Consider the following 26,521-nt stretch of genomic DNA (forward strand, 5'->3'; position numbering starts at 1 on the left):
GGCGGTAACGACTAGCGTTGCACGATCGTCACAAGACTCTCCTGTTCACCCTTTGGGGGGTACACGATGAACTCAAGCAAGTTCGCATCGGGGTCCCTGGTGTACAAGCTAACCCCTTCGTCGAGGCCTCCCCGACGTCCACCGAGCCGTTGCACAGGCCCCTCTTCGACCGTTGCTCCAGCCGCTTCCAATGTGGTGGTCAACTCCGCCACGGTACCGGACCAGACGAAGCAGAAGTCTCCACAGCCAGGGCGCGCAGAATGGCCTCGCAGGGTGAAGTCACCCCTTTCCCACAAGGCCGGCGCGTGGAAATTGATCTTGTTGTCACCGAAGTGGACAGAAAAGACCGGCACATTCAGCGAGCGCCACTCCTCCGGGGTCGGTGCTGTAAAGCCCAGGTCTCGATAGAAGCGCAGCATTTGCTCGGGCTGACTCGAAGGTACAGCGACGTGGTCGAACGCGACGACAGGCATAGAACATCTCCACAAAGTATCTCGTGCAGGGCTTAGTCATCATGGCGGGCAATGGCGACCCTGGCGCACAGAGTGACGCGGCGTGCACGCGGCAGGGCGCATGCGGTAGAGCCACGAGCGGCGGTTGTCGGCGCGCGGCGCAGCGAACGCCGTGCCGGACAGTTGCTCCGCGTAGAGCCCATAGGGACAGCGCTGAGGCGAGTTGCGGCCGGCAGGTAACGCGCCCGGCAGGCTCTCGGTTGCGAACTCGTTCCCCCAGCCCGATTGGTATTTCAACTCATCCGCCATGCGGTGCTCCTTGTTTCTTGATCATTTTCCAACGATGGTCGCCTGCGCGAAGAACTTGTCATGGCTGCGTTTCCGCGCGGGCGTCAAGGCCTTTATAGATAGATCGATTGACATTATAGATTGACCTATTCACAATAGACGTCAACGCAGCCGCGAAGTTCATACGCTCCCCCCGGAATCAAACCTGAGTGAAGGACTGAGATGCAAGGAAAGATAGCGATAGAAGAGCATTGGGAATCGCCGGAAGCCGATACGCCCGCCACCTTTGGTTTTATCGACGCCGGCTACCTGGCCCACTTGAACCAGCGGCTGCAGGACGTCGATCGCCGGCTGGAGGAAATGGATGCCGCCGGCATTTCCATCTCGGTGCTCTCCCTGACGCAGCCTGGCGCGCAAGGCATCCAGGACACGCGAAAGGCCGTCGACTTTGCGCGGCGCATGAACGACTACGCGGCCGAGACATTGGCGAGGAGGGACCCTTCGCGCCTCAAGACTTTTGCTTGCGTCCCGCTGCAAGATCCCGAACAGGCGGCACTGGAAGCGCAGAGGGCGTGCAGGGAATTGGGTTGCATCGGAATTCTCGTCAATGGATTCACCGACCTGGGCGACGACAACGCGCGATACCTGGACGAGCCGGAAGTCTTGACCTTCTGGGAGGCCGTCAGCGAGCTGGGCGTGCCGGTGTACCTCCATCCACGCATGCCGCTCGCGAGTCAGCGCAAAGCCTACAAAGGCTACCCGGGCCTCGTCGGATCTGCCTGGGGATTCGGCCACGAAACTGCCACCCACGCGCTCCGGCTGATGTTGAGCGGGCTTTTCGACCGTTTTCCGAAACTGAACGTGGTGCTTGGACACCTCGGCGAAGGTCTGGCGCTCTCGCTGCCCCGGGTCGAGCATCGGTTTCGCCACCAATTGCCGGGCTCGCACGGCACGCATCTGCGCACGCCGATGCAGTACTTCTGCGACAACTTCTATGTGACGACTTCCGGGACGTTTCGCACCCAGGGGCTGCTCCATACGATCAGCGAGATCGGCGTCGACCGCGTGCTCTTCGCGGTCGACTATCCCTACGAGTCGATGAGCGAAATCACCGAATGGTTTGACAACTGCCCGATCAGCCCGAACGACAAGCGACAGGTGGCATCCGGGAACGCGCGCCGCCTGTTTGGTCTCTGAGCGATCGAATCCCGCAGCGACAAGGAACCCAGACATGCCGAAAGAAGTTGCCTCCTACGCCGACTCGACGCCGTCCCACGCGGCAAGTGAACAAGCCATACGCACGGACCTGGCGGCGTGCTACCGGTTGGCTGCGCATTTCCGCATGACCGACATGACCTACACGCACATCTCCGCGCGGCTTGACGGCAGGGAAGAGTTTTTGCTGAACGCTTTCGGGCTCTTGTTCGAAGAAGTCTGCGCCTCCAACCTGGTCAAGGTCAGCGCCTCCGGAGAAATCCTGGACGACCCGGCGGGCGTCGGCATCAATGCCGCCGGCTTCGTGATCCACAGCGCGGTGCACGCCGCGCGTCCGGACATCAAATGTGTGATGCACACCCATACCGCGGCCGGCATGGCCGTGTCGACGCACCCGGATGGCCTGCTGCCGATCACCCAGCATGCGATGCGATTCCACAATCGCATTGCGCGGCATGCGTATGAGGGCATCGCCATCGATCTGGCCGAGCGGGAACGACTGGCGAGAGACCTGGGTGAGCATAACGCCATGATTCTCGAGAACCACGGTCTGCTGGCCTGCGGCCGCACAGTTGCCGAGGCCTTCGGAACGATGTACTACCTCGAACGTGCCTGCCAGGCACAGGTCGCGGCGCTCGGCGGCGGTGTCAAGCCATTGATGCCATCGCGCGACGCGATCGAAAAGACTTCGAACCTGTTTCACGAGAACCGTGGAAAAGCCGATCAACGCGACTGGCCGCCCCTGCTGCGAATGCTGGACCGGATCGATCCTTCTTTCCGAAATTAGCACCACCCGGCAAGCCTATGCTCTTCATCATTGGGCCGGCGCGGACCGGGCCGCTCATGAAAAAGATCGCATCCTTGCTCGAGGACGCCGGTCGTCCGGCGTCCGTGATTGCGACCGAAGGCCACCAACTGCTGGACTTCCCGCAGTTGGCGCAAGCCACCGTACTCGTCTGCATGATGACACCCTGCGGGGCGAGGGAAATGGAGGCGATGCCGGAGCTGCGAGGAATCGTTTCGCCGCTACTCGGCTACGAATGGATTGATGTAGAGGAGGCCACACGCAGGTCCATCCCCGTGGTCAACGGGGAGATTCGCGAGAGCAGGGAGAGCATGGCCGAAGCCACCATCATGCTCGTGCTGGCGTTGCTGTACCGGTTGCGTGAAACGGAAGCCCAGCTTCGGGTGGGTGGCGAACGTGTCCAGCATCGCAATATGCTGAAGGGTCGCACCGTTGGCATCGTGGGCTATGGCGGCATCGCGCGGGAGATCGTTCACCGCCTCAAGGGCTGGCAGGCCACGATCCTGGTGCACACCCGCCAGGCGCAGGAGAACGAGGAAGGCATTTCTTTCGTTTCGAGCGAACATCTTCTGGCCGCCAGCGACGTGGTGCTGCTGATGACCCGGCTGGACGATGGCAGCAGGCATTGGCTGGATAGAAGCCGTATGCAACTGATGAAGCGTGGAGTGCTCCTTGTCAATACAGCCCGGGGCGGCCTGGTGGACGAGGACGCATTGGTCGAAGCTTTGCAATCCGGCCAGGTGGGCGCTGCCGCGCTCGACGTGTTCGAAATTGAACCGCTGCCCGCCAGGCACCCGTTCCGGCAGCTTCCCAACGTCATCCTGACCCCGCACTCGGTCGGCCATACGGTGCAAATGATTGAGCAGATCCCGCGGACCGCGGTCGCCAACATCTTGGCCCTGCTGGATGGAAAGCTACCTGAGAGCTGCAGAAACAAGAGTCTATTGACACCAGTCAAAGACCAGTTGACCGGTGTGAGAACCAAGGAGACGATATGAAATGGATGCTTGTCTTGATCGGGTTGGTGTTTACATGCGTTGGCGCGCAGGCACAGACGCAACGGTTTCCCCAGAAGCCGGTGAAGATCATCGTGCCGTATCCGCCCGGCGGCATGGACATCCTGTATCGAGCGCTGGCCGTTGAGCTATCGAACAAATGGGGGCAGCCAGTCATCGTGGAGAACCGTGCAGGTGCGGATTCGCGGATAGGAGCCGAGGCAGTGGCCAACGCCGCGCCAGACGGGTACACGATTTTGGCAACGGGCGACTTTACGTTCGTCGCCAATCGATTTCTCTTTGCGAAGCTGCCGTACGACCCTGACAAGAGTTTTGTGCCGGTGTCGCTCGTGGCACAGACGGAGATGTTCCTCCTCGCGAGCCAGAGCTTGCCGGTGAACGACCTTCGGGAACTCGTGGCATACGCTCGCGCGCACCCGAAGCAGCTCAGCTTCGGTTCGTTTTCGAAGGGCAGCCAGGCCGACCTTGCTTTTCTGATGTTGAACAAGCGGGAAGGAATCGACTTGCTGGCCGTTCCGTATAAGGGCATCGGGCCCGTGTTGGCCGGGATGGCGGGCGGGGAAATCCAGTTGGGGATGGGGGGCACCAACGTCGCCGAACCGCTCATCCAGGCGAAGAAGCTCAAGGTGCTCGCCATGACGGGCTCTTCACGCCATCCGCATTTCCCCAATGTCAAGACGGCCACGGAGCAAGGTTTCCCCTATCTCATCTCGAGGCTGTGGTACGGCGTTTTTGCACCTGCCGGTACGCCCAGTGCCGTCGTGAACAAGATCAGTGCCGACGTCCAGGCGGTCCTCGCCAACAAGGAATTTGTCGAAACAAAAATCGCGTCCCGCGGCATCAGGCCGTTGAGCGGCAATGCGGAAGATCTCGCCAGGCGAATCGCGGAGGACGTAGCGCGTGGCGAGCAGGCCTTCAAGGAAGCTGGCATCAAGCCTGAGTAGCGAGGGCCCAACGCAACGCACCAAAAGGATAGGAAATGGAACTCGGGATCAAGGGAAAAAGGGCCATCGTCGCGGGCGGCAGTGCCGGGATGGGAAAAGAAAGCGCCCTGGCGCTTGCGAGGGAGGGCGTAGAGGTCTGCATCTCGGCGAGGGGCGAGGCGCGCCTGCAAGCGACGGCTCAGGAACTTGCGCAGACGACGGGCGTCCGCGTCGTTCCCGTTGTAGCCGACCATGGCACCACCGAGGGCCGCGCCCGCCTGCTCGCGGCATGCCCTGAGCCCGATATCCTCGTCATCACCTGTTCGCCGCCGCGGTTCCTACAGAGCTATATGGAGCCAGAGCCCGAAGAATGGATGGACGCGCTTTCGACCACGTTGCTAGGCCCCGTCGAACTCATGCGGGCGACTGTCGGTGGTATGGCGAAACGCGGCTTCGGCCGCGTCGTCAACATCGGCACGATTGCGGCAAAACGGCCGCACGAGAGCCGCCTTCTTTCAGGGCCGCCCCGCGCCGCCTTGTGCAACTATACGGCCGCGATCTCCAGCGGGCTTGCGAAGAGCAACGTCGCCATCAACAACATTCTGCCTGGCATGTTCGATACCGCTGCCATGCAGCAAAGGTTCGAGGCCCAGTCCAAGAAGAACGGAACGACATACAAGCAAGAAGAGGACAAGTGGATCGCCCAGGTGGGCATTCCGGCCCTCAAGCTTGGCGACGCCAAGGACGTGGGTGCACTCTGCGCGCTGTTGTGCAGCCAGTACGCGAGCTTCATCATCGGACAAAGCATCGTGATCGACGGCGGCCAGCTCTTCTCCACCTTTTAAGAAGCCCTGCTGCGCCACCGTGCAAGAACCGCAGTGTTCTTGCAGCTGTCCGGCAGCTCGCCTCTCAGCCGCGTGGCGCAAGCCGCTGAAGGAAATGCGGTCGCAAGCCATCGACCCTCTCATGCGTCTCGAACAAGTCATGTGCCTTGCTCCATCGCTGGGGGAGCGGTTCATGCTCAAGCCTATCGAGGTGAAGCGCCGGCCGAAGACGATGCCTTCTTTCGTGTTTCACCGGTGCTTGGCGCGCGGGGGCCGTTGCGGACGAAGCTTCGGCGAAGTGGAGCGCGGGATGTGCAAAGGGTGAACTCGGAAGCTTGCACCTCGAGATAGATCTATCTGGAACTTCAATTTGCCAATCTACAATACCTACCAATGAAACGGATCCCTGACGCACCTGTTCCCGTTAAGCCGAAGTCCGCACCGCGCCGGGCCGCGCCTGCTGCGACGCCCATGCCCGAGATGCCTGCCGAGCGCCTGCTCGAGGCTGCGGTAGCGCTGTTCGCGCAGCACGGCTTCGATGCTGTCAGTACGGGGGCAGTGGCAGCCGCTGCCGGACTCACTCAGTCGATGGTGCACTACCATTTCGGGACGAAGGAAAAGCTCTGGAAGGCGGCAGTGGAGCACCTCATGCATTCCCGCGGGAACATGTTTTCCTTGAACATGGAAGACCTGCGCGACGTGGATCATCTTTCACGTCTGAAGGTGATGCTGCGCCGATTCATCTCCGCCAATGCGGCGGACCCTGACCTGACTCGCATCCTCATTCATGAGGGCATGAACGATTCGCCACGCCTGAAGTGGCTCGCGAAGCGCTTCATGGTCCGCGGCTACGCGACTTTCAACGCCGCCATCGAATCGGCGATCGCCGCGGGGGTGGTGCGCAAGCTGCCGCCGCGGGACGTCACCAACGTCATTGTCGGCGCTTGCGTGCTCACCTTTACGCTGAGCCGGTTGCTCAACGAGGTGTATGGCGAAATGCCCACGACGCCGGAAGCCGTTTCCTCGCTCAGCGACACCCTGCTCGAAGTGTTGTTCAAGGGCCTGGAAGCGAAACCCAGGCCCTGAAACTGCTACCGGGCCGGAATCACCGGCACGAGCAGGTGCGAGTCGTACGGGCCGCCCGCGTGGATCACGTGCATGCCGCGGTTGACAGTGCGCACGGCGTCATGCTCCCAGGCTTCCTGCGCGTGCAGGTCGCTGCCGATCACCGTGACGCGCAAGCCCTCGCCGGCTTCGAACAGCATGCTCGCGGCCCACAGTTCGATCTCCACCGGGACGATTTCGCCGGCCGCGAGCTTGATCTCCCGGCGGTGCAGCAACACGGGCTGGAAGGGCGTGGAGCGCTCTTCGTCGAGTTCGCGGTGCGACACGCGCAACCAGCCATAGGCGACCGGCCCAAGGTCATACGCGCTCTGCGAGGGCAGCGGAACCCTGTTTCCGCTGCGGTCGATCTTGTCGAGCACCACATACAAGTCCATGTCGTCGCTGCCTTCGGCTTCGACCCATAGCTTGAGCTTTGCGTGGCCGGTCAGCTCCGTCTTCCGGGGGAACGTCATTCCGAACGTGGCGTTCTGGCTCTTGTCCTTCGGGTTGTCGACGCAGTAGCTGGCTGTTCCCGCCTCCCCGAATGGCTCCGTGCTGAGTTCGCCGCGCGCCGCGCCGAGGAACAATGGCGCATAGACCGTGCGCGCCAGGGGCCACTCGTTTTCCGGCCGAAAGTTGCCGACGTGCGATCGCTCCCTGATCTCCAGGTTGACCCTGGGCCAATACTTGACCTCGTTGTCGATGCCCTTCAGGAACCGGTCGTAGAACTGCCGCTGCATCTCGACGTGCGCGTAGTAGTCCACCCACTTCTTGCGGCCGTGCACCCGCAGCCACTTTTCCTTCGAGGAGATCTTCTTGTAGCCCTCGAAAGTCCCGCGGGTATGGAGTCCGTGGTCGGACCAGCTCGCCACGACGAACGCAGGCACCGTGATCTTCTCGAGGTCGGCATTCTTGCTGGCCCAGTAGTCATCGAACAACGGATGTTCCTTGCACATCGCGAGCAGGTCTTCTGCGCGCCTTGTCGGCCTGCACATCGTCCCCGGAAACATTGCCGTGAAGTTGCTGCGGATCCCGCCGTGGAAGCACAGCTCACGATAGAAGTCGCTTGCACCTTCCCATGGGTTGATCGCCGCCAGGTGCGGGGGGTTCATGGAGGCGATCTTCCACTGGGTCCAGCCCAGGTAGGACACACCGTTCATGCCCACCTTGCCGTTGCTCCATGCCTGCGTGCCGGCCCATTCGACAACGTCGTAGCCATCCAGCGCCTCCTGCGGGCTCATGAAGGTCAGGTCGCCTTCCGATCCCCACGCCCCGCGCGGGTCGACCTTCACGATGACATAACCGTGCGGGCACCAGTGCGCTGGGTCCGGCCCTTCGAACATGCCGTATTCGGAGTGCAGGACCTTCGCCTGGCCGCAGCCAGGAAGCATCGCGTAGTAGTCTTCCGCCGCGGCATGCTTGCCATAGGGCGCCCAGGCCAGGACGACGGGGTAGTGTCCCTCCTTCGCGGGGCGAAAGATGTCGACGTAGATCTTCACGCCGTCGCGCATCGTGACCGGCACGTCGTATTCGCAAACCATGCCGAGCTTCTCGTCGGTCCTCGTCCCGGGCCGGCGACCCGGGTAGCCGCCGCCAGCAGGAAATTTGCCTCGGGTGAAACGCATCTCGAAGGTAGACATCGTTCAGGTGCTTTCGTTGGAGAAGATGATCGTCGAGCTCGCCGCAAACATGCCGCCGACGCCATGAGCCACTGAAATCTTCGCGCCCTGAACCTGCGCAGGCGCGACGCCGCGCATTTGTCGGATGCTTTCCTGCAGTGCATACATGCCATACATGCCGGAATGCATGTAGCTGAGGCCACCGCCGTTGGTATTCAGCGGCAGCTTGCCGCCGGGGCGCGTGTGCTCTTCACGAATGAACGCGGCCGCCTCGCCGGGTTGGCAGAACCCAAGGTCTTCCAGTCCGTACAGCGGCAGATGAGCGAACGCGTCGTAGATCATCAGGTGGTCCACGTCCGCATGAGTGATACCGGCATGTGCGAATGCGTTGCGTCCCGACACGCGGAACGCCTTGGAGGAGCTGAAGTCCTCCATCTGGCTGATCATGTTGCCCTCTACGCTTTCGCCCGTGCCGATCACATAGACGGGCCGGTCGTGAAGGTCCGCCGCACGCTCGGCGGAAGACAGCACGATCGCACCGCCGCCGTCGGTGACCAGGCAGCACATCAGCATCCGGAACGGGTATGCGATCATCTTCGAGGCCATCACGTCGTCGACGGTGATCGGCGCCTTCTGGCTGGCGCGCGGGTTGAGGGCGGCCCATTCGCGCTGGACGACGGCGACACGGGCCAGGTCTTCCTGTTCGTAGCCGCGGTCCTTCAGGTAGCGCAGCACAGGGAGCGTGAACATCGTTGGCGGGCCGTAGGTGCCGAACGGGGTCTCGAACTGCTGCGGCAGGCTTCCTGGCATCGGGTGGGGAAACCCCGCTGCGGCGATGCGCGAGCGTCCGCTCTCGCCGTGGGTGATCAGGACGTGGCGGCACAGCCCCGACTCGATGGCCGCCATCGCATGGCGCACGTGCATCATGAAGGAGCATCCGCCGACGCCCGTGGCGTCGATCCAGGTCGGGGTGATACCCAGGTAGAGCGCGAGCGACTCGGGGGTTTCGCCCGCTGTCGCAATCCCGTCGATGTCGGACGGCTTCAGCCCCGCATCCGCGAGCGCGTTCAACGCAGCGTCCGCATGCAGCTGGAGCTGCGACATGTGCGGCAGCTTTCCCATCTCGGTCGTTTCGGCGGCGCCGATGACCGCTGCGCGGGCCCGGTTCATCGCGCATCCCCGGCAAGTTTGAAAAGCGGCAGGGAAATCTTGTCGTTGAAGGCCTCGAAGGTGACCTCCACGGGGTGGTCCAGCGGCAACAACGCGGGGTCACAAGGAGTTCCCACGATGTTGGTCATCATCTTCGGTCCTTCATCCAGTTTGACCACTGCAATGGTGTAGGGGGGCTGGAACCCGGGCGCCGGCAAGTGGGAAATGACGTAGCTGTGAAGCGTTCCTCGCCCGCTGGCCCGGACCACTTCCACGTGCCTGGACGTGCACGCGGGACAGAAGGGCCTGGGAGGGAAGTAGGTCTTGCCGCAGTCGCGGCAGGCTTGCAGCCGAAGTTCACCGACGCGCGTGCCTTCCCAGAAATGGGCGGTTTCGGGCGTGGGTACGGGCAGGGGGCGGTCGGTGGTCATCGGGGCCGGACCTCTCAGGCGGGCTTGCCTGCCATCAGCAGTGCCTGGTCGTATGTCAGCACGGTTTCGCCGCGCTGGTTTTTTGTGGTGATGGTCATTGCCACGATACCGCGGCCCGGCTTGTTCGACTCGCGCGTGCTGGTAACGGTGGCAGTCGTGAGCACCGTGTCGCCAAATCGCACCGGGCTGGAGAAGCGCACGTTGTCCATGCCGAGGAACCCGATGGTCGTTCCTTCGAACATCCCGGTCTGGTTCATCTGGCCGGAGGTGACGGCGAGCGTCAGGAGGCCGTGGCCGATGCGCACGCCGAACATGCCTTTTTCTGCATACACCTGGTTCACGTGGACGGGGTTGAAGTCACCGGACAGCCCGGCAAAAAGGTTCACGTCGCCGCTCTCGATCGTGCGGCCCCCAGTCTCGATCACTTCTCCGACTTCGAAGTCGTGCCAGTATTTTGCGTTGCGCGATTTGCTCATTTGCAGCTCCTGCTTGGTTGAAGAAATACACATGGCGGCCGGTTGCGGCCGCTGGAGTTCAGTCGGTCACATCGGCAACCAATGCCGACGTGATGGGCACTCGATGGCGTGTGCCCGATGAAGGATGGGTGACATCCACGGAGAAACGCGGCGCCGGACCCGATTGGGAGACACCGTCGATCTCGATCATCGAGCCGCGCGCGGCGAGATGCGCATGGCGCGGCGCCTCGCGATAACTCAGGACGGGCGACACGCAGTGGTCGCCCTGCTCGAGCAGCGCGCTCCACTCGTCGCGGGTGCGCGTCCTGAAAATTCGTGAGAACGTCTCACGCAGGATCTTGCGATCCGCCGGCGCATGACGCTTCGGCGGCGAGGCAAGGCCCACCGCGCCGCAGAGCCTGGTGTAGAAGGGCTCTTCCAGCGGACCGACAGCAACGAACTTGCCGTCGGCGCACTCGTAGACGCTGTAGTCGGGCAGGCCGCCATCGAACAGGTTCGATTCGCGCGCGTCTGTCCATTCGCCATCGGCGATCTGCTCATGGATCGCCGTCATCAGCGAAACGATCCCGTCACACATTGCGGCATCGACTACTTGGCCCCTGCCGGTGCGGCGCGCAGCCATCAGCGCTGCCAGGATGCCGCTGACGACGAACATCGATCCACCGGCAAAATCCCCGATCAGGTTCAATGGCAGGACGGGGCGTTCTGGTGGCCCGATTGCCGCGAGCGCACCCGTCACGGCGATGAAGTTGATGTCGTGACCCGCGGTCGACCTGAGCGGGCCGGCCTGTCCCCAGCCGGTAACCCTCCCGTACACGAGACGCGGGTTGTCCGCGATCAGGACTTCGGGCCCCAGACCCAAGCGCTCCATCGTGCCCGGACGAAAGCCTTCGATCAGTGCGTCGGCGCCGCTGACGAGCTTACGGACGCACGCGAGATCATCCGGGTTCTTGAGGTCTGCCGCATAGCGCTTCGCACGGCCTCGCTGCGAGATCGCCGTCGCTCGCGGGGGCTGCGCGTCGGGTCGTTCGATCCGGATCACGGTTGCACCCATGTCCGCGAGCAGCATGGCCGCATAGGGGCCTGGGCCGAGCCCCGCGAACTCGACGATGGTGAGGTCGGTCAACGGCCCGCTCATTGCGACTCGCTTCGACGTTGCAGCGCGCGGCGATCGACCTTGCCGGTCAGGCCGGTGGGCATGGTGGTGAGGAAGTGGAAGGCCTTCGGCACCTTGTATGCGCTCAACTGCCGCACGTCCTTCAGGTGAGCCCTGACCGAATCGGCTGTCACGTCCGGACGGGTCGCGACGATATACGCCTCGACCCTCTGCCCGAACTTCGCATCCTTGCAGCCGACCACCACGCAGGAGGACACGCCCTCTAGGGACATGATGGCGGCCTCGATTTCTTCCGCGTGAACCTTGATGCCGCCGGTATTGATGACGTTGTCGGCCCGGCCGCTCATCCAGAGGTAGCCGTCCTCGTCCAGGTGCCCCATGTCGCCACTGCGCCACCAGCCATCCACGAATTTCTTCGCGGTCAAGGCTGGCTCGCGCCAGTAGCCGAGCGCCACAGTGGAGCCGGTGACAACGACCTCACCCCGCTGGCCGGGCGGCAGCATATCGTCGATCGAACCGTCCAGGTCCACGATGCGCATGTCGGCACCTATGGTGGGCAAACCGGTCGAACCGACCTTTGAGCCGTCCGCCATGTCTTCTGCCGTGACCGTGACTGCGCAGGCGTTGCCTGATTCGCCTGCCATGTAGATCGTCGTCACCCGAGGGCAGAAGCGTGCTGTGATGCGGGAGATGTCGTCAGCGGTCGGGAGTTCTCCGCCCACGCAGGTCAGTCGCACGCACGTGAAGTCCCGCTCCGGCGTCATGACGTCGAATACCATGCGCCACATCGTGGGCACCATGTTCAGGATGGTGACACGCTCTCGCTCGGAAAGATCGACGACACTGGCGGCTTCGAAGCGCCGAACGAGCACGAGCCTCGCGCGGCCGGCCACGGCCGGCAGAATGAACATGACCCAACCGGCAAATGACGGGTTCATGGGGATCAGGATCGTGTCGTGCCTGTGGATGCCCTCCAGGAGTGCCTGACCCGCTAGAGCGCAGGCCAGCAACGTGGCCTGGCTGTGCATGACACCCTTGGGCTTTCCCGTGCTGCCCGATGAAAGAATGACTGCAGCCACTGCGCCTGGGTCGGGGCGTTCGCGCCCGTAATCCAGGGGTGTGGCGGCATCAAGGAGCGCCTTCCAGCTTGTGCCGTCGTCGAGTGCAAGCGTCTGCATGGGAAGACCGCTCTCATGCACGGCTGCCGCGACGGCCGAGGTGAATTCGGCGTCGTGCACGACGAACTTCGCGCCCAGCCATTGCAGCGCTTCGGCGATTTGCGCGACAGAGTTGTTCCGCGTGTGCAGGTTGGCAGCGACGTAGCCGCCGGTGAACGTGCCGAACCAGGCAACCATGTGCGACACCGAGCCCAGGCAGAGAAAGGCGACCACATCACCCGGAGCAAGCGACGCATCGCGCAACGCGGAGGCGAATCGCAGCGACTGGTCGAGGGCCTGGGCGCCGCCGATGCTGCCGCCCTGGTCATCGACGAAAAACTGTCGCTGTCCTTTCCAGCGGCAGTTGCGCACATACAGGTCTGCGATCGACTCGCACATTGCGAAACGGGTGCTCATGGAAGTCTCCTGGTGAAGGCGTGGTGGGTGTCGCGCCTAGGCCCAACTAATGTCCGGCTCTCATTCCGGCTTGATGCCGGCAGCCTCAACCAGATCAGCAGTGAGCTTGACATCGGCCGCGATCCGGTCGGCCAGTTCCCGCGGCGTGCTCGCGACCGGAGTCAGGCCGTGGGCGAGCATGTGCTTCTGCGCGAACTCTCGGTCTTGAAGTACAGCTCTGACGTCTTGGCTGATCTGGCGCACGACCACTTCAGGTGTGCCGGCGGGAGCATACAAGCCGTACCAGATGCTGGCGAGCGCATACGGGGCGCCTTGTTCCGCAGTCGTGCTGACATCGGGGAAGAAGCTATCCCTGGCCTTGCCAGCCATCGCCAAAGGTTTCAGCTTCCCGGCTTTGAAGTGCTGGCCGACGACGCCATATCCCCCGCTTGCCAACTGCACGTCGCCCGCGATCGCTGCGCCGATGGAGAGCGAAACACCCTTGTACGGAACAGTCAGGATGTCGATCCGCTCACGCTTGTTGATGGCATGGATCATGAGATCGGCCTGGCTACCGCGAGCGAACGAGCCGAACGAGACCTTGCCGGGGTTCGCCTTTGCGTAGGCGATCAGTTCGCGCAGGTTCGAAGCCGGAAACTTCGGGTGCGCCACGATGAAAAAGTCGGTCTGCGCCAGGAGTGAAATCGGCGCGAAGCTCTTGTCGGGATCGTAGGGCAGTTTCTTGAAGAGAAACCGGTTGATGACCGTGGTTGTGTCGACGGTCGCGAGCAGCGTGTAGCCGTCAGCTGGGGAGCGGGCGACGAACTCGGCACCGATCAGCGAATCTGCACCCGGCCGGTTTTCGACGATCACCGGCTGCTTCCACTTGTCGGACAGTTCGATTGCCAGGGCCCGGTAGAGCTGATCCGAGCCACCGGCCTGGAAGGGCACGATCAGGCGAACCGGCTTCGTGGGAAAGGTGTCCGCAAATGCGGGAGCCAGTAGCCCCACAGCTGCCGCCAAAGTGAATGCGAGTTTCCACATGTGTCGTCTCCGTTTGCTAAATCGATGACCAGAAAGCACCGATTATAGATAGACCTATCGACTATGTCAATCAGGTAATTTGGAAACGTTCTTCCGGCGCAAGAGAAGAAGACCGATGTGAGCATCGCAATGGCCATGTATCGGGACGCCTGCAAGGGCACATAGGAAAACCCATTGCTGGAGAAGCCCTTGTTCCGTTCGAACATGCCCGTTGCGAACTCCATGACGCCAACATCGATGTCGGTATCTCCCTCAACGGACATTACCCTTGCTGATATCCGCGTCATCCAGGTTCATTGGGTTGACAGGGAAATCGGTGAGATCACCAACAAGGGCCATCAGGCGCAATAGGTTCCTCGAGTGCTTCGCTGCAATCAGGTCCAAAGCGCAGCAGGCGGTACTGGCATTGCACTGGATGCGTCAGCAGTCGTTGAAGTTTCACAGGCGATGTTTGCTCCGTGCCATTCAATGTCGCGTGTGGGCATTGCCGGCCGCCAGACGCGAGCACAGGCCGGGCACCGCACGGCTGATCCTGCTGGACCCCGATCGCTTCGCGTCTGCGCCGGCGCTGCCGAGCCTGGCCGAATTCGCGGCCGTCCGGGGCATGGAGGACTTCTCCGAAGCCGAGCAAATCGAGGCCTATGAGGCGGCTTACCCGGCTGGTGGCGGGGGAGGGCGTGGCGATGCACGGCCCTCGCGTCGCGCCCGCGTCATCGACCACCAGCTGCAGGCGCTGCGATGGATCGAGGGCCTGGTGGTGCAGGATCCGCGGCCCAGTGACAGCGTGGCGGCCTGGCTCCATCCTTCGCTCGCCGCCCGGCTCGAGCGCGCCGGCGTGCCGACGCTTGTCGCCCTGGTCGACCGCATCAACGGCATCGGTGCGCGCTGGTGGGTGCAGGTGACGGGTGTGGGCGAACTCAAGGCCGCCCGGATCCTGGACTGGCTGCATGCGAACGAGCAGGTGCTAGGGAAATGCTGATCAATAGGTTGCAGCGGGCACGGCCCGTGCATGCGTGAAGACACCACAAATCGCAGCACCACCGAGATGAACCAACGCAGTTTTGCCAGTGCTGAGTACGCGATGAAGAAGAAGCGCACGCGGCGCGAGAAGTTCTTGGCCGACATGGAGCGCGTCGTGCCTTGGGCGCGCTTGATTGCCGTGATCGAGCCGCTGTACCCCACGAGCGGGCGCGTCGGCCGACAACCGGTCGGCGTTCCCAGGATGTTGCGCATGTACTGCCTCCAGCAGTGGTACGGCCTGGCCGACGAAGCGCTGGAGGACGCGCTGTATGACAGCCAGGCATTGCGCGACTTCGTGGGCATTGATCTGTCGCGCGAGTCGGTGCCCGACGCCACCACGCTGCTGAAGTTCAGGCGACTGCTGCTGGACAACGACCTCACCAAGGCCCTGTTCGAGGAGATCAACGCCCATCTTGCCGAGCAAGGCCTTCTGATGCGCGCGGGCACCATCGTGGACGCGACCATCATCGCCGCGCCCAGCTCGACCAAGAATGCGGGCAACACGCGCGATCCCGAGATGCACCAGACCAAGAAGGGCAACGCATGGCACTTTGGCATGAAGGCCCATGTGGGCGTTGAAGCGCAATCGGGGCTCGTGCCACAGTGGTGGGCACCGCGGCCAACGTCAGCGATGTGACGCATGCCGGCGCGCTGCTGCGCAGCCAGGAGTCGGGGGCCTTCGGCGATGCCGGCTGCCGGGGCGTGCACAAGCGCGAAGAAGCGCAAGGTCCGCAGTGGCACGTGGTGATGCAGCCGGGCAAGCGCCGGCAGCTGGATCCGAAGCGCAAGTGGGCGCGCCTGCTGGAGAAGGCCGAGCAGCTGAAGGCGAGTGTCCGGGCCAAGGTCGAGCACCCGTTCCGCGTGGTCAAGAACTTGTTTCGTCACAGTAAGACCCGCTACAAGGGCCTGATTAAGAACCAGACACAGCTGTTCAGTCTGCTAGCCAATCTGGTCATCGCCAAGAGAGCGTTGCTGGCCGCTCATGGTCGAGGTTCGTCTTGAACATCTGAAGTGGCCTCGCAATAGGCGCAAAGCGCGCGGCGGACAAGCCGCTCGGCGCGAAGTCGACCGGAATCGCGACCGCATCGCTTCGAGTTGATCTCAGATCCCACAGCGTCGTTCATTGATCAGCATCTCCCTTACGCATCCCACGGAGCTTTGGATTCGCGAAGTATCGAATTTGCTTCGCATGGCTGCGAAGTAACAGATTGACTTTCCTTCGTGCGACGGCAAATCTGTGACTCCGAGAGCAGCCGCCAGAGGCAAGCGGACCTCGTGGCCAGTATCGGATTTGCCTTCTTCTACGGCAGGCCGTTTTTGGGCCTCCTGCCGAACAACCGCTTGATCTCTTCGCGCAAGTGCGCCTTCATCAAGGGGAGGCGTTCGAGCGCGATGCGATGCAGCTGCGCGATGCTCGGTGGCGTGAGGGGCCTGCGCAACACGCGGGCGAAAGTGCATCTGAATTGGAAATATCCCAAATCGTGATATCAGCCAGATCGCCCGATTTGCTCGCGCTCGAATCGATCGCGCGAAGAGAATGCATTAGCCCTCGAACACGCCTGAGATCAAGCGCCGCTGCCGGCGGGTTGTATCTCGAACGAAAACCGCCTCCAACGCCGCCGCGTCCAAGCGCCCCCGCAAGCCGATCGCCACCAAAGCCGCCCCATCCAACGGCGCGTCAGCCTTGCGCAGCGCCCCGTGCCGCCCCGCGAACTGGATCTCCGACCATTCGGCCTCGCCGGTTCGCAGCAGCCCCTTGAGCCGCAGCAATCCGGGCGGCGTATCGCGCAGCCAGGCGCGCAGCGCGCCCGCGTCGAAGACCTGCCCCGGCCGGCAGGACCAGGTGTCGAAGATCTCGCCGTGGTCGTGCGCCTCGTGGTGCGCATGATCCTCGTGGCCGCAGCCCGCGTGCACGCAGCCACGCCGTTCGCGCGCCTCAGCCAACGACAAGCCCTCGCGCAACACCCTCGGCAACTCCGCCTGCGAGGTCTCGTACTGCGGCGTCCGCCCCGCAACCGACGACACCCATTCGCGCATGCGCGCCAGCTCCTCCGCCGTCACGCTGTCGACCTTGTTGATCACCACCAGATCCGCCGCCCTGAGCTGCCGCTCCAGCGTATCGGCCAGCAGCGGGTCGCGCGCCTGAGCCATCGCCGCGGCCGCGTCGACCAGCACGATCACGCCCTCCAGCGCCAGCTCCGGCGCCGCCATGCCCAGTTGCGCGATGCGCCACGGGTCGGACACGCCGCTCGCTTCGATCACCACGGCATCGAAGCGCGTGGCCGATTCGAGCACCTGGATCAGCGCGCGAGACAGATCGTCCCCGATCTGGCAGCACACGCAGCCGTTGGTCAGCGCGATGGTGTCGCCGTTCGTGCCGGCGATCAGCGCCGCATCGATGTTGAGCGCGCCGAAGTCGTTGACCAGCACCGCGATGCGCTGCCCCTCGGCCTCGCGCAGCCAGTGGTTGACCAGCGTGGTCTTGCCGGCGCCCAGGAAGCCGCCGATGACGGTGAGCGGCAGCCGTTGCTTCACATCAACTCCGGCGCGCCTCGAACACCCGGCCGGAAAGCACCGTGCCCCAAACGCGCACATCCTTGAGCTTCATCGGATCGACCGCCAGCGGATCTTCCTCCAGCACGCAGAAGTCCGCCCGCTTGCCGCATTCGATGCTGCCGATCTCCTGGTCCAGCTTCAGCGTCCAGGCGGCGCCGAGGGTGATGGCGCGCAGCGCCTGCGGCACGCTGATGCGCTCGGCCGCGCCCAGCAGGCGCCCCTTGGGCGTCACGCGGTTGACCGCGCACCAGGCCGTGAAGAGCGGCCCCAGCGGCGTGACCGGTGCATCGGAATGAATGGCCAGCGGCACGCCCGCCGCCAGCGCGCTGCCGCAGGCGTCGAGGCGGTTGGCGCGGTCCGGGCCCATGGTCATCTCGTAGTGCTGGTCGCCCCAGTACCAGATGTGGTTGGCGAACAGGTTGGCGCAGAGGCCCAGCGCGGCCATGCGGCGGAACAGCGGCGCGTCGATCATCTGGCCGTGCTGCAGCGTGTGGCGGTGGCCGGGCCGCGGCGCGCGGGCCAGCACGCGCTCGATCGCATCGATGGCCGCCTCGCTGGCCTCGTCGCCGTTGGTGTGGGTGTGGATGGTGAGGCCGGCGCGGTGGTAGGCCTCGAAGTCGGCCTCGTACTGCGCCGGCGCCGTGACCCAGATGCCGTTGGGCGCGCCGTTGAAGTGGCCGGGCCAGCGCAGCCGCGCCGAGAAGCCCTGGATCGAGCCGTCCAGCATCATCTTCACCAGGCCATAGCGCAGCCGGTCGGTGTTGCGCGGCATCAGGCTCTTCACATGCTCGGCGCCCAGGGCGGCGCCATGCGTGCCATGGAAGGCCTGGAAGGCGGGCAGGATGCGCACGCCGTAGCCTTCGTCCCCGGTCACGGTCTCGAGCACGCGGCAGTCTTGCTCGGTCAGCTTGTTGACCAGGTCGGTGGCGGTGGTCACGCCCTGCATGCAGGCCAGCCGGCCGAAGGAGCGCACGCCGTCTTCGGTCATCGGCCCCAAGAGGCCCGCGTTGCCGATCTTGCGCAGCACCAGGAACATCGCGGCCGGCTCCTGCAGCTCGCCGGTGGGCTCGCCGGCCGCCTCGCCGTCCGCGAACTTGACCACGCCCTCGACCTCGTTGTCGCGGGTGATCTCGGCCAGCCGCAGCATGGCGCTGTTGACGTTCATCAGGTGGCCGTTGGCATGGCCGATCACGATGGGGCGGGTGCTGCTCGCGCGGTCCACGTGCGCGGCCGTCATGCGCTCGCCGCCGAAGTAAATGGGGTCGAAGCCCCAGGCGATCAGGGGCTCGCTCGCGGGCCGGCCCGCGGCCGTCATCTGCGCATCGACCTCGGCCAGGCGTTGGACCACGGATTCCATCGAGCGCAGGCCGCTCCAGACCTTGCCCTCGGGGTCGCGGCGGTCGAACCAGCCCAGGTACGTCCAGTCCCACATGCTGCCTTCCTTCAGGTGGCAGTGGCCCTCGACCAGGCCGGGCATCAGCACCTTGTCGGCGAAGCGTTCGTCCAGCGTGAAGGCGCCCCAGGCCTGCATGTCCTCAAGCGTGCCGACCGCAAGCACCCGGCCGTCGCGCACGGCCACGTGGGTGGCCTCGGGCTGCATCGGGTTCATGGTGATGATCTTGCGGGCGGGGTAGACGGTGGTGGCGCTCATGAAGAAGTGTCGAATCGAAGAGAAGAGGGAAAGAGGAACGAATGGTGCGCCGGTTTCAGGCCGGCTGGAGCCGCAGGGGCGGCTGCGGCTGGCCCTGCAGCACCTCGACGCGCCGGCAGCGCACCCAGTGGTCCGGCGCCACTTCGCGCAGCGGCGGCAGCTCGGCCTTGCAGGCCGGCTCGGCCACCGGGCAGCGGCCGGCAAAGCGGCAGCCCGCGGGCGGGTCGATGGGGCTGGGCGGGTCGCCCGTGAGCTTGATGCGCTGCGCCGCGCGCCGGCGCCCGCCGCTGACGGTGGGCACCGCCGACATCAGGGCCACGCTGTAGGGATGCAGCGGCCGCGCGAAGAAGCTGCGCCGCGGCGCGCGCTCCACGATCTGGCCCAGGTACATCACGGCAATGTCGTCGCAGATGTGCTCCACCACCGCCATGTCGTGCGAGATGAAGAGGTAGGTCAGGCCCAGCTCGCGCTGCAAGCGTGCCAGCAAGTTGAGGATCTGCGCGCGGATCGCGATGTCCAGGGCCGACACCGGCTCGTCGCACACCACCAGCTCGGGGTTGGTGGCCAGCGCCCGCGCGATGTTGATGCGCTGGCGCTGGCCGCCCGAGAACTGGTGCGGGAAGAGCTGCTGCTGCTCGGGCCTGAGGCCCACCGCCTCGAACAGCTCGGCCACGCGCTGCGTGCGCTCGGCCGGCGTGCCGATCTTCATCAGGTCCAGCGGCGCGCGCACGGTGGCACCGGCACGCTCGCGCGGGTTGAGGGAGGAGAAGGGGTCCTGGAAGATGATCTGCATGCGCGAGCGCGCCTTGCGCAGCGCCTCGCCCTCCAGCGTGCCCAGCTGGGTATCGCCCAGCTGCACATGGCCGCCGCTGATCGGCGCGAGCCGCATCACCGCCAGCGCGGTGGTGGTCTTGCCCGAGCCCGATTCACCCACCACCGCGAGCGTGCTGCCGCGCCGGACCTGGAAGGACACGCCGTCCACCGCCTTCACCACTTCGGCGGGGCGGCCCCAGCCGGCCTTGCCGCGTGGAAAGTGCACCTTGAGATCATTGACCGACAGCAGCGTGTCGGTATCGGCCATGAAGCTCATGCGGCCTCCTTCAGCGTGTACGGCTGCGACGTGGCATGCAGCCAGCAGGCCGCGCCGTGCGGCATCGCCGCGTGCAGGGGAACGACCGCGCTCGGCAGCTCGAACATCGGCGGCACCTCGGTCGCGCAGCGTTCCATCGCATGCGGGCAGCGCTCGCGAAAGGCGCAGCCGCTGCCCAGCTCCCAGATCGAAGGCACCATGCCGGCGATCTCGGGCAGCGCCTCGCGCTCCTCGCTCGCCGTGCTGCTGCCAAGCTCGGGCAGGCACTCGATCAGGCCGCGGGTGTAGGGGTGGCCCGGCTCGCCCAACACCTGGGCGGTGGTGCCTTGCTCGATCACCCGGCCGGCGTACATCACCATCACGCGGTCGGCCATCTCGGCCACCGCGCCCATGTCGTGGGTGATCAGCAGGATGGCCGTGCCCTTCTCGCGCTGCAGGTCGCGCAGCAGGTCGAAGATCTGCGCCTGCACCGTCACGTCCAGCGCGGTGGTGGGCTCGTCGGCGATCAGGATGTCGGGCCGGCAGGCCAGGGCCATCGCGATCATCACGCGCTGGCGCATGCCGCCGGAGAGCTGGTGCGGATACTCGTCGACGCGCCGCTCGGGCGCGGGGATGCCCACCTGCCGCAGCATCTCGATGGCGCGCAGCCGCGCCGCGTGCACGTTCATCCCGGCGTGCAGCTGCAGCGATTCGGCGATCTGGTCGCCCACGGTGAACACCGGGTTGAGCGAGGTCATCGGCTCCTGGAAGATCATCGAGATGCGGTTGCCGCGTACCTCGCGCATGCGGGCATCGCCGGACTTGAGCAGGTCCTCGTCCTGGAACAGCACGCGCCCGCCGCTGATGCGCCCGGGCGGGGAGGGGATCAGGCGCAGCAGCGCCAGCGCGGTCATGCTCTTGCCGCAGCCGGATTCGCCGACCACGCAGAGGGTCTCGCCGCTGCGGATCTCGAAGTCCACGCCGTTGAGCACCTGGGCCTGGCCGCGGCGCGTCCTGAACTCGACATGCAGGTCCTGCACGCGCAGCAGGGGCGGGTTGGAGGAAGGTGCGGGCATGGTCAGCGCTCCCTCAGTTTGGGGTTGAGTGCATCGTTGAGGCCGTCGCCGATCAGGCTGACGGCGAGCACCGTGAGGAAGATGGCCGCGCCCGGGAAGGCCACCGCCCACCAGCAGGACAGCACGTACTGCCGGCTCGATCCGATCATCAGGCCCCAGCTCATCTGGTTGGGGTCGCCCAGGCCCAGGAAGGACAGGCCGGCCTCGAACAGGATGGCCGCGCCCACCGCCAGCGTGGCCGACACCACCAGCGGCGGCAGCGCGTTGGGCAGGATCACCTTCCAGATGATGCGCGCGTTGCCGGCGCCGATGGCGCGCTCCGCGCGCACGAACTCGAGGCCGCGGAACTTGAGGAACTCGGCGCGCGTGAGCCGTGCGGTGCCGGTCCAGCTGACGATGCCGATGGCCAGCGTCACCGTCACCAGCGAGGGCGAGAACAGCGTCACCACCACCATCGCGAACAGCAGGGCGGGCAGCACCTGGAAGAACTCGGTCACCCGCATCAGCGCGGCATCGACCTTGCCGCCGTAGTAGCCGGCGAAGGCGCCCAGCGTGATGCCGATCGTCACCGACAGCAGCGCCGCCACCGCGCCCACCAGCAGGGTGGCACGGCCGCCGTAGATGAGCGTGGTGAAGACGTCGCGACCCAGGTAGTCGCTGCCCAGCCAGGCCTCGTCGCTGAAGGGCGGGGTGAGCGGGGCGGAGCGGATCTCGAAGGGATCGGCCGGGTACACCCACGGGCCGGCGATCGCGACCAGGAGAATGATGAGCAGCATCGCCATGCCGGCGATGGCCGAGGGGTTGCGCAGGAACATGCGCAGCGCCTCGGCGCCGGGGTGCTCGACCTTCGGCGCGGGGCGGGCCGCGGGCCGGGCCGCAGCTACCGAGTGTTGCAGGGTGGCGCTCTTGTTCATGAGGACTTGATCCGCGGGTCGATGAGGCGATAGCACAGGTCGGTGACTTGGTTCATCACCACCACCACGATGGAGGAGAACAGCAGCACGCCGAGGATGGTCGGGTAGTCGCGGCGCAGCACCGAGTCGAAGGCCAGCCGGCCCAGGCCGGGCCAGTTGAACACCGTCTCGACCAGGATCGCGCCGGCCAGCACGTTGCCGAACTGCAGGCCCAGCACCGTCACCACCGGCAGCAGCGCGTTGCGCAGCGCATGCTTGTAGAGCACCACGCGCTCGGCCAGGCCCTTGGCGCGCGCGGTGCGGATGAAGTCGGCGCCCAGCACGTCCAGCATCGAGGAGCGCGCCAGCCGGCTGTACTGCGCGAGGTAGACCAGGCCCAGCGTGACCGTCGGCAGCACCAGGTGGTGCAGCACGTCGAACACGCCAGCGATGCCTTCGCCCGAACCGTCGACCGAGCGCATGCCGGCCACTGGCAGGATGGGCAGGATAGAGGCGAAGAGGATCACCAGCATGATCCCCACCCAGAACACCGGCGCCGCGAAGCCCACCATCGACAGCACGGTGATGAACTGCGACAGCATGCCGTTGGGCTTGCGCGAGGACAGCACGCCCAGCGCGGTGCCGACGAGGAAGGCCATCAGCACCGCGCTCAGCACCAGCAGCAGCGTGGCGGGCACGCGCTCGGCGATCAACGCGGTGACGGGCAGGTTGAAGAAGTAGGAGTAGCCGAGGTCGCCCTGCAATACCTTGCCGAGGTAGACGCCCAGCTGCACCGGCAGCGGGCTGTCGAGCCCGTACTGCGTGCGCAGCTGCGCCATCAGCTCGGGCGACATGCCGCCGCTGGCGCCGGCGATGGTCTCCACCGGATCGCCGGGCGCGGCGTGCACCAGCACGAAGTTGAGGATCACCACCGCCAGCACCAGGGCCAGGCCCTGAAGCAGGCGCGATGCGATGTAGCGCGGCATGCTCGTCACCCGCTCTTACTTGAAGGAGATCTCGTCGAAGGGCGACATCGGCCCCCAGATGGTCTGCGGCACGTTCGCGAGCTTCTTGCTCGCGACCATGTGGTAGGGCACCTGGTTGATGAAGACGATCGGCAGCTCGTCGGTCACGATCTTCGCGAAGGTGGCGTAGTAGGCCTTGCGCTTCGTCGGGTCGATGATGCCGCCGGCCGTGCCGAGCAGCTCGTCCACCTTCGGGTTGCTGTAGGACTGCGTGTTGGTCCAGACGATCGGCTTGATGTTGGTCGACAGGTAGGTGCGGTGCACGCCGATGATCGGGTCGCCCCAGTTGAAGACCATGTCCATCGACATGTCGAAGTCGTGCGAGGCCATGCGCTTGGCCCAGGCCGGGAAGTCGGCCGAGGCGCGCACCTCGACCGCGATGCCGATCTTCTTGAGCTGGCCGCGGATGTACTCGGCCACCGTCTTCTGCTGGTCGTCGGCGCCGGGCAGGTAGTCGATGGTGAGCTTGAAGCGATCGCCGTTGGCGCCGGCCTTGTAGCCCGCGGCGTCCAGCATCTCGGCGGCCTTCTTCAGGTCCACCGGGTAGCGCACCAGGTCCGGCACGGCGAAGGGGCTGCTCGCCACGATCGGGCCGTCGACCGGGGTCGCGAAGCCGCCCATCAGCGCCTTGGTGATGAAGTTCTTGTCGATCGCGGTGGCGATGGCCTTGCGCACCTGAAGGTCCGACAGCGGCTTCTTCGTCAGGTTGAAGGCCAGCCAGTTGATGGCGCCGATGCCCTCGTAGCCCTTGGGCGTGAGCGTGACCTGCGGGTTGGTCGCCAGGCGCTTGAGGTCGCTGGGCACGCTCACGAAGGGCAGCATCTGCACGTCGCCGCGCTCCAGGCCGAGCATGAGGCTCGCCAGGTCGGGCATGCTGTTCACGATCACCTTGTCGAGGTAGGGCTTGCCGGGGAGGAAGAACTTGTCGAATCGCTCCATCACGATGCGCTGGCCCGGCTTGAACTCGACCAGCTTGAAGGGCCCCGAACCCACCACGTCGGTACTGTTGCGCGGGTGGCTCTTGAGGTCCTGGCCGTCGCCGTAGATGTGCTTCGGAAGAATGGGGCACAGGGCCGGCGACATCGCCAGCACGATCGCCGGATGCGGCTTGCTCATGCGGATGACGGCGGTGTAAGGGTCGGGCGTCTCCACCTGCTCCACCGGGCCCATCATGGTGGTGAAGGGGTGGTTGGCCTTGATCGCCATGATCGAGAAGGCCACGTCGGCCGAGGTGACCGGCTTGCCGTCGTGGAACACGGCGTTCTTGCGCAGGTTGAGGGTGAGCGATTTGCCATCCTCGGCGAGCTTCCACGATTCGGCCAGGTAGGGCTGCGGGTTCCACTTGTCGTCGAAGCGCAGCGGGCTGGCGAAGATCTGGGTCGAAGGCACCGCCGTCGCGACGCCCGACTGCACCGCGCCGTTGAGATGCCGCGGCGTCTGCGTGCTGCCGACCACCAGTGTGCCGCCGCGCTTGGGGGCTTCGTCGGCGGCGGCCGGCAGCGCGAGCAGCGCGCCGACGGTGGCCAGGGCGCCCGACAGCATCGCGGCGCGGCGTGTGAAGGTGAAGGTGGGCATGCGTGACCTCATGAAGTTCGACTGGAAGAGAGCGTCCGGGCCATTGCGGCCTCGAAGTCGAAGATAGGCGCAGGGCGGACGCCGGCGAAGATCCACCTGGCGACCAGTTGAAGGGCCAGAAGGGGCGGGTTATTACCGGTATGCACCAGGGCAATGCGCGCTTGCCTCAGCGCGCACCACCAGCGCGCCTACTTCTCGTCCCGCAGCCAATACCACTTGTAGAGCACGCGCTGCCCCATTCGCCGGAAGGGCGCGAAGGCCGGCGACTCGACCAGCCCCAGCACGTTGGGGAAGGGCAGCGGCGACTTGTAGATCGGCAGCTCGAAGACCTTGCGCCCTGCGTCCTTGCCGGCCACGCGCTCGGCCAGGCGCTTGCCGGCCCAGGTCGAGAAGGAGACGCCGTTGCCGCCGTAGCCCACCGCGTACCAGATCTTCTTGTCGGGCTCGGGCTGCGTGATGCGCGGCATCATGTCGTGGCTCACGTCGACCCAGCCCCACCACGAGTAGTCGATCTGGATGCCGGCCAGCGGCGGGAACTTGCGCGCGATCGCGTCGGTGAGCAGCTTCAGGTGCACCGGGTCCTCGGCATCGGCGCCGCTCACCGAGCTGCGACTGCCCAGCTGCAGCCGGTTGCCCTTGAGCAGCCGGTAGTAGAAGCGCAGCGTGCGCGTGTCGGTCAGGAAGGTGAACGACCTGAAGTTGGTGGCCTGGAGCTCGGCCTCGGTCAGCGGGCGCGTGACCACGGAGTTCGACAGGATCGGCATGATCTTGTTCTTGAGCAGCGGCGAGAGCGCCTGTCCCGTATAGCCGCCCGTGCACACCGCCACGCGCCGCGCGCGCACGATGCCGCCGGGGGTGCGCAGGCGGTGCACGCCGTCGATGGTCTGCCAGCCCTGCACTGGGCTCGAGGTGTGGACTTTCACGCCCAGCGCACGCGCCTTTTCCATCAGCCCGAAGGTGAACTTGAGCGGATGGATGCCCACGCCCTCGGATTCGAACAGGGCGCCCGCGGTCTCGCGCTCGTCGCAGTAGTCGCGCCGCACCTCCTCGGCGGTGAGCATGCGCGTGTCGTAGCCGAACTGCTCGCGCATCACGCGCGCCTCGGCCTCCAGGCTGGCGAGCTTTTCGGGCCGGTGGGCGAGGTAGAGGTGGCCGCCGTCGTAGGCGTCGCAGTCGATCTGCGTCGTCAGGTGCCTGAAGTTCTCGAAGCCGGCGCGGATCTCGGCGTCGAGGCGGCGGGCCGTGTCCAGGCCCCAGCGCTGGATCCACTGCGAGCGCTTGAGCCGGCCGCTCGCGTTCTGGCCCTGGCCGCCGCTGCGGCTGGAGCAGCCCCACGAAGTCTGGTTGGCCTCCAGCACCGTGGCCTGGATGCCGTGCTCCTGCGCGAGGTACAGCGCGGTCGACATGCCGGTGGCGCCGGAGCCGATGATGGCCACGTCCACGTCGATGTCGCGCACGACCGGGCCGTCGTCCTCGGGCGGCGTGCCCGCGCTGGCCACCCACCAGGTGGGCGCGTAGGCGCGGCCGGCCCCGGGGTCGGGCGCCACCAGCGGGTCGTAGCGCGGGTCGTAGGGCTTGGGCGCGGGCGCGGCCCGGCCGGCCGTCGAGAACTGCGCGGTGCCTGCGGTGATCGTCATGGC

At 65.2% G+C, this 26,521-nt stretch carries 25 protein-coding genes; 8 read left to right on the top strand and 17 right to left on the bottom strand.

Features of this window, described 5'->3' with window-relative positions; translation table 11 throughout:
- Positions 1-11: 11 nt before the first annotated feature.
- Complete coding sequence (locus BLS74_RS04635; RefSeq protein WP_093103349.1) at positions 12-473, bottom strand: VOC family protein; 462 nt, start codon at positions 471-473, stop codon at positions 12-14.
- A 39-nt stretch (positions 474-512) separates the two neighbouring features.
- Positions 513-761 carry a homogentisate 1,2-dioxygenase gene (locus BLS74_RS04640; RefSeq protein WP_280142605.1) on the bottom strand — a complete coding sequence of 83 codons (249 nt, stop codon included), beginning with the start codon at positions 759-761 and terminating at the stop codon, positions 513-515.
- Positions 762-962: 201 nt separating this feature from the next.
- Here BLS74_RS04640 and BLS74_RS04645 point away from each other — a divergent pair, with 201 nt between their 5' ends.
- The 6 genes from BLS74_RS04645 (at position 963) to BLS74_RS04675 (ending at position 6,609) form a co-directional block, all read left to right on the top strand.
- Complete coding sequence (locus BLS74_RS04645) at positions 963-1,937, top strand: amidohydrolase family protein (RefSeq protein ID WP_093103351.1); 975 nt, start codon at positions 963-965, stop codon at positions 1,935-1,937.
- 34 nt (positions 1,938-1,971) lie between these two features.
- Positions 1,972-2,742, top strand: coding sequence for a class II aldolase/adducin family protein (locus BLS74_RS04650; RefSeq protein ID WP_093103353.1), 771 nt, complete (start codon positions 1,972-1,974; stop codon positions 2,740-2,742).
- Positions 2,743-2,798: 56 nt separating this feature from the next.
- A complete protein-coding gene (locus tag BLS74_RS04655; protein WP_170855494.1) occupies positions 2,799-3,758 on the top strand; it encodes an NAD(P)-dependent oxidoreductase in 960 nt (319 codons plus the stop codon).
- Entirely contained in the window at positions 3,755-4,720 is a 966-nt protein-coding gene (locus BLS74_RS04660) for a Bug family tripartite tricarboxylate transporter substrate binding protein (protein WP_093103356.1), read from the top strand. The genes BLS74_RS04655 and BLS74_RS04660 overlap by 4 nt, the downstream gene beginning before the upstream one ends.
- A 35-nt stretch (positions 4,721-4,755) precedes the next feature.
- Positions 4,756-5,544, top strand: a complete 789-nt coding sequence (locus BLS74_RS04665) for an SDR family oxidoreductase (protein ID WP_093103357.1) — start codon at positions 4,756-4,758, stop codon at positions 5,542-5,544.
- Positions 5,545-5,916: 372 nt separating this feature from the next.
- The gene (locus tag BLS74_RS04675; protein ID WP_093103360.1) at positions 5,917-6,609 is read left to right on the top strand and encodes a TetR/AcrR family transcriptional regulator; all 693 of its coding nucleotides are present in this window, start codon (positions 5,917-5,919) and stop codon (positions 6,607-6,609) included.
- Between the two features lie 5 nt (positions 6,610-6,614).
- Here the strand turns inward: BLS74_RS04675 and BLS74_RS04680 are convergent, their stop codons facing one another.
- From BLS74_RS04680 to BLS74_RS04710, 7 genes are read right to left on the bottom strand one after another with little or no spacing between them, the layout of a single operon-like run.
- On the bottom strand, positions 6,615-8,267 hold the full coding sequence (locus tag BLS74_RS04680; RefSeq protein ID WP_093103362.1) for a CocE/NonD family hydrolase: 1,653 nt from the start codon (positions 8,265-8,267) through the stop codon (positions 6,615-6,617).
- Positions 8,268-8,270: 3 nt separating this feature from the next.
- Positions 8,271-9,416, bottom strand: coding sequence for a thiolase C-terminal domain-containing protein (locus BLS74_RS04685; protein ID WP_093103363.1), 1,146 nt, complete (start codon positions 9,414-9,416; stop codon positions 8,271-8,273).
- Entirely contained in the window at positions 9,413-9,826 is a 414-nt protein-coding gene (locus BLS74_RS04690; RefSeq protein ID WP_093103365.1) for a Zn-ribbon domain-containing OB-fold protein, read from the bottom strand. The genes BLS74_RS04685 and BLS74_RS04690 overlap by 4 nt, the downstream gene beginning before the upstream one ends.
- A 14-nt stretch (positions 9,827-9,840) precedes the next feature.
- On the bottom strand, positions 9,841-10,302 hold the full coding sequence (locus tag BLS74_RS04695) for a MaoC family dehydratase (protein WP_170855495.1): 462 nt from the start codon (positions 10,300-10,302) through the stop codon (positions 9,841-9,843).
- A 58-nt stretch (positions 10,303-10,360) separates the two neighbouring features.
- A complete protein-coding gene (locus BLS74_RS04700; RefSeq protein WP_212733623.1) occupies positions 10,361-11,428 on the bottom strand; it encodes a CaiB/BaiF CoA transferase family protein in 1,068 nt (355 codons plus the stop codon).
- Positions 11,429-11,436: 8 nt separating this feature from the next.
- On the bottom strand, positions 11,437-12,993 hold the full coding sequence (locus tag BLS74_RS04705; RefSeq protein WP_093103369.1) for a class I adenylate-forming enzyme family protein: 1,557 nt from the start codon (positions 12,991-12,993) through the stop codon (positions 11,437-11,439).
- Between the two features lie 60 nt (positions 12,994-13,053).
- Entirely contained in the window at positions 13,054-14,016 is a 963-nt protein-coding gene (locus tag BLS74_RS04710; protein WP_093103371.1) for a Bug family tripartite tricarboxylate transporter substrate binding protein, read from the bottom strand.
- Between the two features lie 484 nt (positions 14,017-14,500).
- On the opposite strand from BLS74_RS04710, the gene BLS74_RS04715 reads away from it, so the two are divergent.
- Together BLS74_RS04715 and BLS74_RS04720 are read left to right on the top strand one after the other, a co-directional pair.
- Positions 14,501-14,995 (top strand): phage integrase family protein, encoded by a 495-nt coding sequence (locus BLS74_RS04715; protein ID WP_244503755.1) that lies wholly within the window; start codon positions 14,501-14,503, stop codon positions 14,993-14,995.
- A 66-nt stretch (positions 14,996-15,061) separates the two neighbouring features.
- A protein-coding gene (locus BLS74_RS04720) for an IS5 family transposase (protein ID WP_093103696.1) occupies positions 15,062-16,038 on the top strand; the annotation gives its coding sequence in 2 pieces (ribosomal slippage) (positions 15,062-15,635 and positions 15,635-16,038; 978 coding nt in all).
- 540 nt (positions 16,039-16,578) lie between these two features.
- Here BLS74_RS04720 and BLS74_RS04725 read toward each other — a convergent pair.
- The 8 genes from BLS74_RS04725 to BLS74_RS04760 all read right to left on the bottom strand — a co-directional run bounded on the left by BLS74_RS04725 (position 16,579) and on the right by BLS74_RS04760 (position 26,518).
- Positions 16,579-17,571, bottom strand: a complete 993-nt coding sequence (locus tag BLS74_RS04725) for a CobW family GTP-binding protein (RefSeq protein WP_093103374.1) — start codon at positions 17,569-17,571, stop codon at positions 16,579-16,581.
- 1 nt (position 17,572) lies between these two features.
- Positions 17,573-19,243: an amidohydrolase gene (locus BLS74_RS04730; protein WP_093103375.1), complete on the bottom strand. Its 1,671-nt coding sequence runs from the start codon at positions 19,241-19,243 to the stop codon at positions 17,573-17,575.
- Positions 19,244-19,298: 55 nt separating this feature from the next.
- On the bottom strand, positions 19,299-20,333 hold the full coding sequence (locus BLS74_RS04735) for an ABC transporter ATP-binding protein (protein WP_093103377.1): 1,035 nt from the start codon (positions 20,331-20,333) through the stop codon (positions 19,299-19,301).
- A complete protein-coding gene (locus BLS74_RS04740; RefSeq protein ID WP_093103378.1) occupies positions 20,330-21,388 on the bottom strand; it encodes an ABC transporter ATP-binding protein in 1,059 nt (352 codons plus the stop codon). The genes BLS74_RS04735 and BLS74_RS04740 overlap by 4 nt, the downstream gene beginning before the upstream one ends.
- Before the next feature lie 2 nt (positions 21,389-21,390).
- A complete protein-coding gene (locus BLS74_RS04745) occupies positions 21,391-22,302 on the bottom strand; it encodes an ABC transporter permease (protein ID WP_093103380.1) in 912 nt (303 codons plus the stop codon).
- Complete coding sequence (locus BLS74_RS04750) at positions 22,299-23,267, bottom strand: ABC transporter permease (protein WP_093103381.1); 969 nt, start codon at positions 23,265-23,267, stop codon at positions 22,299-22,301. The genes BLS74_RS04745 and BLS74_RS04750 overlap by 4 nt, the downstream gene beginning before the upstream one ends.
- A 15-nt stretch (positions 23,268-23,282) precedes the next feature.
- Entirely contained in the window at positions 23,283-24,881 is a 1,599-nt protein-coding gene (locus BLS74_RS04755) for an ABC transporter substrate-binding protein (protein ID WP_093103383.1), read from the bottom strand.
- Positions 24,882-25,069: 188 nt separating this feature from the next.
- Positions 25,070-26,518 (bottom strand): NAD(P)/FAD-dependent oxidoreductase, encoded by a 1,449-nt coding sequence (locus BLS74_RS04760; protein ID WP_093103384.1) that lies wholly within the window; start codon positions 26,516-26,518, stop codon positions 25,070-25,072.
- Positions 26,519-26,521 lie beyond the last annotated feature (3 nt).

Source organism: Variovorax sp. CF079 (assembly GCF_900101545.1).
Lineage (GTDB): Bacteria > Pseudomonadota > Gammaproteobacteria > Burkholderiales > Burkholderiaceae_C > Variovorax.

Coding starts and splice junctions, on each gene's coding strand:
- BLS74_RS04635 (WP_093103349.1), bottom strand. CDS start 473: ATGCCTGTCGTCGCGTTCGACCACGTCGCTGTACCTTCGAGTCAGCCC.
- BLS74_RS04695 (WP_170855495.1), bottom strand. CDS start 10,302: ATGAGCAAATCGCGCAACGCAAAATACTGGCACGACTTCGAAGTCGGA.
- BLS74_RS04680 (WP_093103362.1), bottom strand. CDS start 8,267: ATGTCTACCTTCGAGATGCGTTTCACCCGAGGCAAATTTCCTGCTGGC.
- BLS74_RS04750 (WP_093103381.1), bottom strand. CDS start 23,267: ATGCCGCGCTACATCGCATCGCGCCTGCTTCAGGGCCTGGCCCTGGTG.
- BLS74_RS04675 (WP_093103360.1), top strand. CDS start 5,917: ATGAAACGGATCCCTGACGCACCTGTTCCCGTTAAGCCGAAGTCCGCA.
- BLS74_RS04685 (WP_093103363.1), bottom strand. CDS start 9,416: ATGAACCGGGCCCGCGCAGCGGTCATCGGCGCCGCCGAAACGACCGAG.
- BLS74_RS04730 (WP_093103375.1), bottom strand. CDS start 19,243: ATGAGCGCCACCACCGTCTACCCCGCCCGCAAGATCATCACCATGAAC.
- BLS74_RS04760 (WP_093103384.1), bottom strand. CDS start 26,518: ATGACGATCACCGCAGGCACCGCGCAGTTCTCGACGGCCGGCCGGGCC.
- BLS74_RS04745 (WP_093103380.1), bottom strand. CDS start 22,302: ATGAACAAGAGCGCCACCCTGCAACACTCGGTAGCTGCGGCCCGGCCC.
- BLS74_RS04735 (WP_093103377.1), bottom strand. CDS start 20,333: ATGAGCTTCATGGCCGATACCGACACGCTGCTGTCGGTCAATGATCTC.
- BLS74_RS04665 (WP_093103357.1), top strand. CDS start 4,756: ATGGAACTCGGGATCAAGGGAAAAAGGGCCATCGTCGCGGGCGGCAGT.
- BLS74_RS04710 (WP_093103371.1), bottom strand. CDS start 14,016: ATGTGGAAACTCGCATTCACTTTGGCGGCAGCTGTGGGGCTACTGGCT.
- BLS74_RS04740 (WP_093103378.1), bottom strand. CDS start 21,388: ATGCCCGCACCTTCCTCCAACCCGCCCCTGCTGCGCGTGCAGGACCTG.
- BLS74_RS04690 (WP_093103365.1), bottom strand. CDS start 9,826: ATGACCACCGACCGCCCCCTGCCCGTACCCACGCCCGAAACCGCCCAT.
- BLS74_RS04660 (WP_093103356.1), top strand. CDS start 3,755: ATGAAATGGATGCTTGTCTTGATCGGGTTGGTGTTTACATGCGTTGGC.
- BLS74_RS04645 (WP_093103351.1), top strand. CDS start 963: ATGCAAGGAAAGATAGCGATAGAAGAGCATTGGGAATCGCCGGAAGCC.
- BLS74_RS04655 (WP_170855494.1), top strand. CDS start 2,799: ATGAAAAAGATCGCATCCTTGCTCGAGGACGCCGGTCGTCCGGCGTCC.
- BLS74_RS04650 (WP_093103353.1), top strand. CDS start 1,972: ATGCCGAAAGAAGTTGCCTCCTACGCCGACTCGACGCCGTCCCACGCG.
- BLS74_RS04705 (WP_093103369.1), bottom strand. CDS start 12,993: ATGAGCACCCGTTTCGCAATGTGCGAGTCGATCGCAGACCTGTATGTG.
- BLS74_RS04755 (WP_093103383.1), bottom strand. CDS start 24,881: ATGCCCACCTTCACCTTCACACGCCGCGCCGCGATGCTGTCGGGCGCC.
- BLS74_RS04640 (WP_280142605.1), bottom strand. CDS start 761: ATGGCGGATGAGTTGAAATACCAATCGGGCTGGGGGAACGAGTTCGCA.